Origin of the sequence: Streptomyces sp. NPDC007346 (assembly GCF_040703535.1) — a bacterium.
In the GTDB taxonomy this organism is placed as follows: Bacteria; Actinomycetota; Actinomycetes; order Streptomycetales; family Streptomycetaceae; genus Streptomyces.
Map to the genome: position 1 here is coordinate 22,650 of NZ_JBEYKR010000088.1, position 6,849 is coordinate 29,498.

A 6,849-nucleotide genomic window follows, 5' to 3' on the forward strand; every position below is an offset into this window, starting at 1 on the left:
AGATGGCCATGCCGCTCCGTCAGTCCATCAAGGTTGCGACGTATCTCTTCGAACAGAAGCTCCGCAGGCGTGAGAAGTTCCCGCTGATCGTCGAGCTGGAGCCCTTGTTCGCCTGCAACCTCGCGTGCGAGGGGTGCGGGAAGATCCAGCACCCGGCGGGTGTCCTGAAGCAGCGCATGCCGGTCGCGCAGGCAGTGGGCGCGGTGCTCGAATCCGGTGCCCCCATGGTCTCCATCGCGGGCGGCGAGCCGCTGATGCACCCGCAGATCGACGAGATCGTGCGCCAGCTCGTCGCGAAGAAGAAGTACGTCTTCCTCTGCACCAACGCGATGCTCATGCGCAAGAAGCTCGACAAGTTCACCCCGTCGCCCTACTTCGCCTTCGCCGTGCACATCGACGGGCTGCGGGAGCGGCACGACGAGTCGGTCGCCAAGGAAGGCGTCTTCGACGAAGCCGTGGAGGCGATGAAGGAGGCCAAGCGGCGCGGCTTCCGCGTCACCACCAACTCCACCTTCTTCAACACCGACACCCCGCAGACCATCATCGAGGTCCTCAACTACCTCAACGACGACCTGAAGGTCGACGAGATGATGATCTCGCCCGCCTACGCCTACGAGAAGGCGCCCGACCAGGAGCACTTCCTCGGCGTCGACCAGACCCGCGAACTCTTCAAGAAGGCCTTCGCGGGCGGCAACCGGGCCCGCTGGCGGCTCAACCACTCGCCGCTCTTCCTGGACTTCCTGGAGGGCAAGGCGGACTTCCCCTGCACCGCGTGGGCCATCCCCAACTACTCGCTCTTCGGCTGGCAGCGCCCCTGCTACCTGATGAACGACGGCTACGTTCCGACGTACCGTCAGCTCATCGAGGAGACCGACTGGGAGAAGTACGGCCGGGGCAAGGACCCGCGCTGCGCCAACTGCATGGCGCACTGCGGCTACGAACCCACGGCCGTCCTCGCGACCATGGGCTCCCTCAAGGAGTCGCTGCGCGCGGCACGGGAGAGCGTGAGCGGGAACCGGTGACCTGATGCCGGCGAGGGGGCCGGTGGCCCCGGCCCCCTCGGGGAACGTACCGACTCGACCGAACGTACCGAAGGAGAAGAGCGGGCGATGACGGACGGCGGGCCCCAGGGTTTCGACCTGGGACGGCTCCTGGCGGAGCGCGGCGGCGAGCGGTACGAGCTGCACGCGCGCCACCTCAACCACCAGCTGCCGCGCATGCTGCACACCATCGGCTTCGACAAGGTCTACGAGCGGGCCGAGGGCGCGTACTTCTGGGACGCCGAGGGCAACGACTACCTCGACATGCTCGCCGGGTTCGGCGTGATGGGGCTCGGCCGGCACCACCCGGTCGTCCGCAAGGCCCTGCACGACGTGCTCGACGCCCAGCTCGCCGACCTCACCCGCTTCGACTGCCAGCCGCTGCCCGGCCTGCTCGCCGAGAAGCTGCTCGGCCACAGCCCGCACCTGGACCGCGTCTTCTTCGGCAACAGCGGTACGGAAGCGGTCGAGACGGCGCTGAAGTTCGCCCGGTACGCCACCGGGAAGCCCCGCGTCCTGTACTGCACCCACGCCTTCCACGGGCTGACCACCGGCTCCCTGTCGGTCAACGGCGAGAGCGGCTTCCGGGACGGCTTCGCCCCGCTGCTGCCCGACACCCCGATCGAGCTGGGCGACCTGGACGCGCTGCGCCGGGAGCTCAAACGCGGGGATGTCGCGGCCCTGGTCGTGGAGCCCATCCAGGGCAAGGGGGTGAACGCCGCGCCGCCCGGCTTCCTGCGCGAGGCCCAGGAGCTGCTGCACCGGCACAAGGCGCTCCTGATCGCCGACGAGGTGCAGACGGGGCTGGGCAGGACCGGCGACTTCTACGCCTACCAGCACGAGGACGGTGTCGAGCCCGACCTCGTTTGTGTCGCCAAGGCGCTCTCCGGCGGCTATGTGCCGGTCGGCGCCACGCTCGGCAAGGACTGGATCTTCCGCAAGGTCTACTCCTCCATGGACCGGGTCCTGGTCCACTCCGCGAGCTTCGGCTCCAACGCCCAGGCCATGGCGGCGGGGCTCGCGGTGCTCACGGTGATGGAGGACGAGGAGACGGTCGCGAACGCCCGGCGCACCGGCGATCTGCTGCGGGAGCGCCTCGCGGCGCTGGTGGACCGCTACGAGCTGCTGCACGAGGTGCGCGGGCGCGGGCTGATGATCGGCATCGAGTTCGGCCGGCCCGCCTCGCTGAAGCTCCGCAGCCGCTGGACCGTGCTCCAGGCCGCCCGCAAGGGGCTCTTCGCCCAGATGGTCGTGGTGCCGCTGCTGCACAAGCACCGCATCCTCACCCAGGTCTCCGGCGACCACCTGGAAGTGATCAAGCTGATTCCGCCGCTGGTCATCGGGGAGGCGGAGGTGGACCGTTTCGTGGCGGCGTTCACGGAGGTCATGGACGACGCGCACAGCGGCGGCGGCCTGATGTGGGACTTCGGCCGCAACCTGGTCAAGCAGGCCGTGGCCAACCGCTGAGTTCTTGCCTCCTGGGCAATTTATTTGCCCGGGAGGAAAGTTCCTGGCCCAATGGAGACATGAATCCTCCGGACGAAGGGGTGGCCGACGAGCTCCCCGGCGTCGCGTCCCGACTGCGCGACCTGCGCCACGGGCGCGGCCTCATCCTGGAGACCGCCGCCCAGCGGGCCGGCCTCTCCCCGGCCCACCTCTCCCGGCTGGAGACGGGCCGCAGACAGCCCTCGCTGCCCATGCTGCTGGGCCTCGCCCGCATCTACGGTACGACGGTCTCCGAGCTGCTCGGCGAGAAGCCGCCCGAGCGGGAGGCGATCATCCGGGGCGGCGCCTTCGAGGGCGCCGAGGCCGACGGCTGGATGTACCGCAGGGCGGGAGGTTCGGGCCGCGCCATGCAGGCACTCAGGGTCCGGGTTCCGTACGGAGCCCAGGGCGACCTGGTGCGGGTGCACCCCGGCGAGGAGTGGCTGTACCTCCTCGAAGGGCGGCTGCGGGTCGCCCTGGGGGAGACCGTGCACGATCTGGACCCGGGCGACAGCGCCCACTTCGACTCGCTCACACCGCACCGAATCGCCGCCCTGGACCGGGGCGGGGCGGAGCTCCTCTTCGTCCACTCCCTGCTCCAGAGCCCCGCGGCCGAGCTCTGCCTCGGCAACGCGCTCCACGCGCGCTGACCCCCATTCGTCCCACCGGCCGCGAGGCCGGCAGAGAGGACCGTCATGTCCGATTCCGAGCGCTACGACCCGTTGAGCCCGAGACACCCCAAAATCGCCAAGGACTCGCAGGAGCGGCGGATGCCGCGCGGTCTGGTGATCCGGCTCGTGGCCTACCTGGTGGTCGGCCATGTGCTCGCGGCCTTCCTCTACCTGCTCTTCATGGTGGCGGGCGCCGAGTGACCGCTCAGCCCTGGTCGAGCAGCCGCTCGCGCAGCCGCTCCCGGGTCTCGGCGGAGACGTTCAGCCCCTCCGCCAGGTAGCGGTCCGTCGTGCCCCAGGTCTCGTCGATGGCCGTGAACGCCGCCGTGAGGTAGGAGGCCTGCGCCCCGAAGAGCGGGTTGAGCAGCTCCATCACCTCGGCGGACATCCCGGTCTCGGACATGTCCGAGCGCTGCACCTTGTACCGGCGGTGGGGGTCGTCGGACTTGAGGTAGTCCGCCTCGATCGCCTCGCGCTCGACACCGACCGCGAGCAGCGAGACCGCGATCGAGAGACCAGCCCGGTCCTTGCCCGCCGCGCAGTGCATCAGGGCGGGCACGCTGTCCTGCGCCAGCGCGTGCAGTACGCGGCTGTGCTCGCCGGTGCGGTCCAGGATGGTGGAGCGGTACATGTCGATCATGCGCTCGGCGGCCTTGCCGTGCGCCAGGATCGAGCGCAGCTGTTCGATGTTCCCGTCGCGCACCAGCCGCCAGAACTCGGCTCCGTCGGCCGGGTCGGTGAGCGGAATGCTGACATTGCGGACACCGGCCAGCTCGATGTCGTACCCGTCGAGCTTGTGGTCGGCGGAGTTGCGGAAGTCGAAGACGGTGTGCAGCCCGAGCCCGCTCAGGAAGAGCGCGTCCTCGGCGGTGGCATGCGCCAGGTGGCCGCTCCGGTAGAGCCTGCCGAAGGCGGTGCGCCGCCCGTCCGTGGTGGGGAGCCCGCCCACGTCGCGGAAGTTGCGGACTCCGGTCAGTGCGGTCTCGGTCGGCGGGACCTGTGGCACCTGCTGCGTCACGGTGGCTCCTGGAATCTCTGGCGTCGGCGCGGCTCTCCGGCGAGGGCGCTCCTGTGACGATACGACATCGATTCACCGGGAAAACGGCGGTCCACTGACAGGTTGTCAGGGCTCGCGCCCAGGGTGTGTCCGTATTGGTGTATTTCGTGGAACATGCCCTGCTAATGGGGGAGATGGGATTCCGTAGGTGAGCGGGATCATATCCGTGACGGACCGTGGCGGCGGCGCCCGGACGCTTTCCCGGTATCCGTAAGGAAAGCCAAGATCCGTAATCCACGGAGTGTGACGGGAAAACCGGAGCGATATTGAATCGATGATTCCGGTGTGCAACCGACGGCTTGTTCCGCTCGTCCTGACTCGCTTACGGTCACGTCAATCCGGACGGACCGCCTAATCCTGCCGCCGCCCGGAATTCGCACCCACCCACTCACGCGTGGCAGGAGCGGGGGAACCAGGTAAGCCGCCGGCCCGGAGCGATCCGGACCGGCTCGGGGTGAAGTCGCCACCCGGCGGCCGGGCATCTCCAGCCCGAACCCGACAGCTCACCTCGCAGGCGCCGGAGAGGAACTTCCCCATGCCCGCACAGGGTAAGCACCGTCGTCCCAAGTCCGGCCCGATCCACCGCGGCGTCCTCGCCGCGGGCACCGGCGGCGCCGTACTCGCGCTCCCGCTGATCGGCGCCACCGGCGCGCACGCCGCGGAGAAGGCGGCCCCCGCCGCCAAGCCCGCCGCCGCCTCGGCCACCGCCGCCCAGTCCGCCCCGCAGGCCGCACCCGCCAAGGCGAAGGCCGCCCCGAAGACGTACTCCGTCGTCTCGGGCGACTACCTCGCGAAGATCGCGGCCGAGCAGCAGGTCAAGGGCGGCTGGCAGAAGCTGTACCAGGACAACCGCTCGACCGTCGGCGGGAACCCCAGCCTGATCTTCCCGGGCATGAAGCTCACCCTCGGGGCCAAGGCGTCCGGCTCGGCCGCCCCTGCGGAGGCCAAGAAGGCCGCCCCGGCCCCCAAGGCCGCCCCGAAGAAGGCCGCCCCGAAGAAGGCCGCCCCGAAGAAGGCCGCGCCGAAGAAGGCGGCCCCGGCCCCCGAGGCCGCGCCGAAGGAAGCCCCGAAGGGCGACACCATCTCGGCCGACGACTCCGAGCGCTCGGGCACCTCCGCGCAGACCGGCTCGTCCCGGTCCACCGGCTCCGGCTGGACCGCCCCGCTGGACAGCGCCAACGTCACCACCCAGTACCGCGCTTCCGGCTCCAGCTGGTCCAGCGGTTACCACACCGGCTCGGACTTCCGGGCCGCCTCCGGCACGCCCGTCCGCGCCATCGGTCCGGGCACCGTGGTCTCGGCCGGCTGGAGCGGTTCGTACGGCAACGAGGTCGTCATCCGGCACGACGACGGTATGTACTCCCAGTACGCCCACCAGTCCTCGCTGAGCGTCTCCGCCGGCCAGACCGTCTCCGGTGGCCAGCAGATCGGCCTCTCCGGCTCGACCGGCAACTCCACCGGCCCGCACCTCCACTTCGAGGTCCGCACCGGCCCGAGCTACGGCTCGGACGTCGACCCGATCGCCTACCTGCGCCAGCACGGCGTCTCCCTCTGACCCGAGGGCGACACAAAGTGACCGCGGGGGGGTGCGCGGCTGCGCACCGCCCCTCCACTTATTCCGGCTTTACTCAAATCTGACCGGGTGGTCTATCTCACCACCCGTCAACCCCGTATTACGGTCGCGTAGGTCACATTGAACGGTGCAGGATATGTGCTTGTGGCAGACGATTCGAGAACCCAGCAGCAGAACACCATCGGGTCGTACGCGGCGATCGGGGACAGTTTCACCGAGGGCGTCGGAGATCCCGGCCCCGACGGCACCTTCGTCGGCTGGGCGGACCGGTTCGCGGTTCTGCTCGCCGACCGACTCCCGGCCCCCGACGCGGCGACGAGCCCGGACGAGACCCGGCACGGCGCTTTCCGTTACGCCAATCTCGCCGTACGCGGACGCCTCCTCGACCAGATCGTCGAGGAGCAGATCCCCCGCGCCAGGGAACTGGCCCCCGACCTGGTCAGCTTCTGCGCGGGCGGCAACGACATCATCCGGCCCGGCACCGACCCCGACGATCTGGCCGAACGCTTCGAGCGGGCCGTCGCGGAGCTGACCGAGGCGGTCGGCACCGTCATGGTCACCACCGGCTTCGACACCCGGGGCGTTCCGGTGCTGCGCCACATGCGCGGCAAGATCGCCACGTACAACGTCCATCTGAGGGCCATCGCCGACCGCTACCACTGCCCCGTGCTCGACCTGTGGTCGCTGCGCTCGGTCCAGGACCGGCGCGCCTGGGACGCCGACCGGCTCCACCTGTCGCCCGAGGGACACACCCGCGTCGCGCTGCGCGCCGCCCAGGTCCTCGGCCACGACGTGCCGGCCGACCCGGACCAGCCCTGGCCGCCGCAGGCCCAGCGCCGCCCCATCGACGAGCGGCGCGACAACATCCAGTGGGCGCGGGAGTACCTCGTGCCGTGGATCGGCCGGCGGCTGCGCGGCGAATCGTCCGGCGACCACGTCGAGGCGAAGCGGCCGGACCTGCTGCCGCTGTAGCGGTCAGGGCTCCAGCAGAGGAAGCGCCCGCCGGGGCGGGCTCGGTGCCAC

The 6,849-nt window shown here is 70.1% G+C and carries 7 protein-coding genes and 1 riboswitch; of the genes, 6 read left to right on the plus strand and 1 reads right to left on the minus strand.

The features are described 5' to 3' along the window. Window positions 1-2 precede the first annotated feature (2 nt). The 4 genes from hpnH to AB0917_RS22160 all read left to right on the plus strand — a co-directional run bounded on the left by hpnH (window position 3) and on the right by AB0917_RS22160 (window position 3,397). Window positions 3-1,022 carry an adenosyl-hopene transferase HpnH gene (gene hpnH, locus AB0917_RS22145; RefSeq protein WP_366821339.1) on the plus strand — a complete coding sequence of 340 codons (1,020 nt, stop codon included), beginning with the start codon at window positions 3-5 and terminating at the stop codon, window positions 1,020-1,022. A gap of 87 nt (window positions 1,023-1,109) precedes the next feature. Further along, window positions 1,110-2,507, plus strand: a complete 1,398-nt coding sequence (locus tag AB0917_RS22150; protein ID WP_366821340.1) for an aspartate aminotransferase family protein — start codon at window positions 1,110-1,112, stop codon at window positions 2,505-2,507. A gap of 59 nt (window positions 2,508-2,566) precedes the next feature. Continuing rightward, complete coding sequence (locus tag AB0917_RS22155; RefSeq protein ID WP_366821341.1) at window positions 2,567-3,175, plus strand: XRE family transcriptional regulator; 609 nt, start codon at window positions 2,567-2,569, stop codon at window positions 3,173-3,175. A 45-nt stretch (window positions 3,176-3,220) separates the two neighbouring features. Then, window positions 3,221-3,397, plus strand: a complete 177-nt coding sequence (locus AB0917_RS22160; protein ID WP_366821342.1) for a DUF6126 family protein — start codon at window positions 3,221-3,223, stop codon at window positions 3,395-3,397. A gap of 4 nt (window positions 3,398-3,401) precedes the next feature. On the opposite strand, the gene AB0917_RS22165 is transcribed toward AB0917_RS22160, so the two are convergent. Further along, window positions 3,402-4,214 carry a tyrosine-protein phosphatase gene (locus AB0917_RS22165; RefSeq protein ID WP_366821343.1) on the minus strand — a complete coding sequence of 271 codons (813 nt, stop codon included), beginning with the start codon at window positions 4,212-4,214 and terminating at the stop codon, window positions 3,402-3,404. Window positions 4,215-4,624: 410 nt separating this feature from the next. Next, a riboswitch (cyclic di-AMP (ydaO/yuaA leader) is annotated at window positions 4,625-4,785 on the plus strand. A 3-nt stretch (window positions 4,786-4,788) separates the two neighbouring features. On the opposite strand from AB0917_RS22165, the gene AB0917_RS22170 reads away from it, so the two are divergent. Next, window positions 4,789-5,808, plus strand: a complete 1,020-nt coding sequence (locus tag AB0917_RS22170; RefSeq protein WP_366821344.1) for a LysM peptidoglycan-binding domain-containing M23 family metallopeptidase — start codon at window positions 4,789-4,791, stop codon at window positions 5,806-5,808. A gap of 162 nt (window positions 5,809-5,970) precedes the next feature. Next, a complete protein-coding gene (locus AB0917_RS22175; protein ID WP_366821345.1) occupies window positions 5,971-6,798 on the plus strand; it encodes an SGNH/GDSL hydrolase family protein in 828 nt (275 codons plus the stop codon). Window positions 6,799-6,849 lie beyond the last annotated feature (51 nt).

Excerpts from the sequence above, each read along its gene's own strand:
- AB0917_RS22155 (WP_366821341.1), top strand. The coding sequence starts at position 2,567 with ATGAATCCTCCGGACGAAGGGGTGGCCGACGAGCTCCCCGGCGTCGCG.
- AB0917_RS22170 (WP_366821344.1), top strand. The coding sequence starts at position 4,789 with ATGCCCGCACAGGGTAAGCACCGTCGTCCCAAGTCCGGCCCGATCCAC.
- hpnH (WP_366821339.1), top strand. The coding sequence starts at position 3 with ATGGCCATGCCGCTCCGTCAGTCCATCAAGGTTGCGACGTATCTCTTC.
- AB0917_RS22160 (WP_366821342.1), top strand. The coding sequence starts at position 3,221 with ATGTCCGATTCCGAGCGCTACGACCCGTTGAGCCCGAGACACCCCAAA.
- AB0917_RS22150 (WP_366821340.1), top strand. The coding sequence starts at position 1,110 with ATGACGGACGGCGGGCCCCAGGGTTTCGACCTGGGACGGCTCCTGGCG.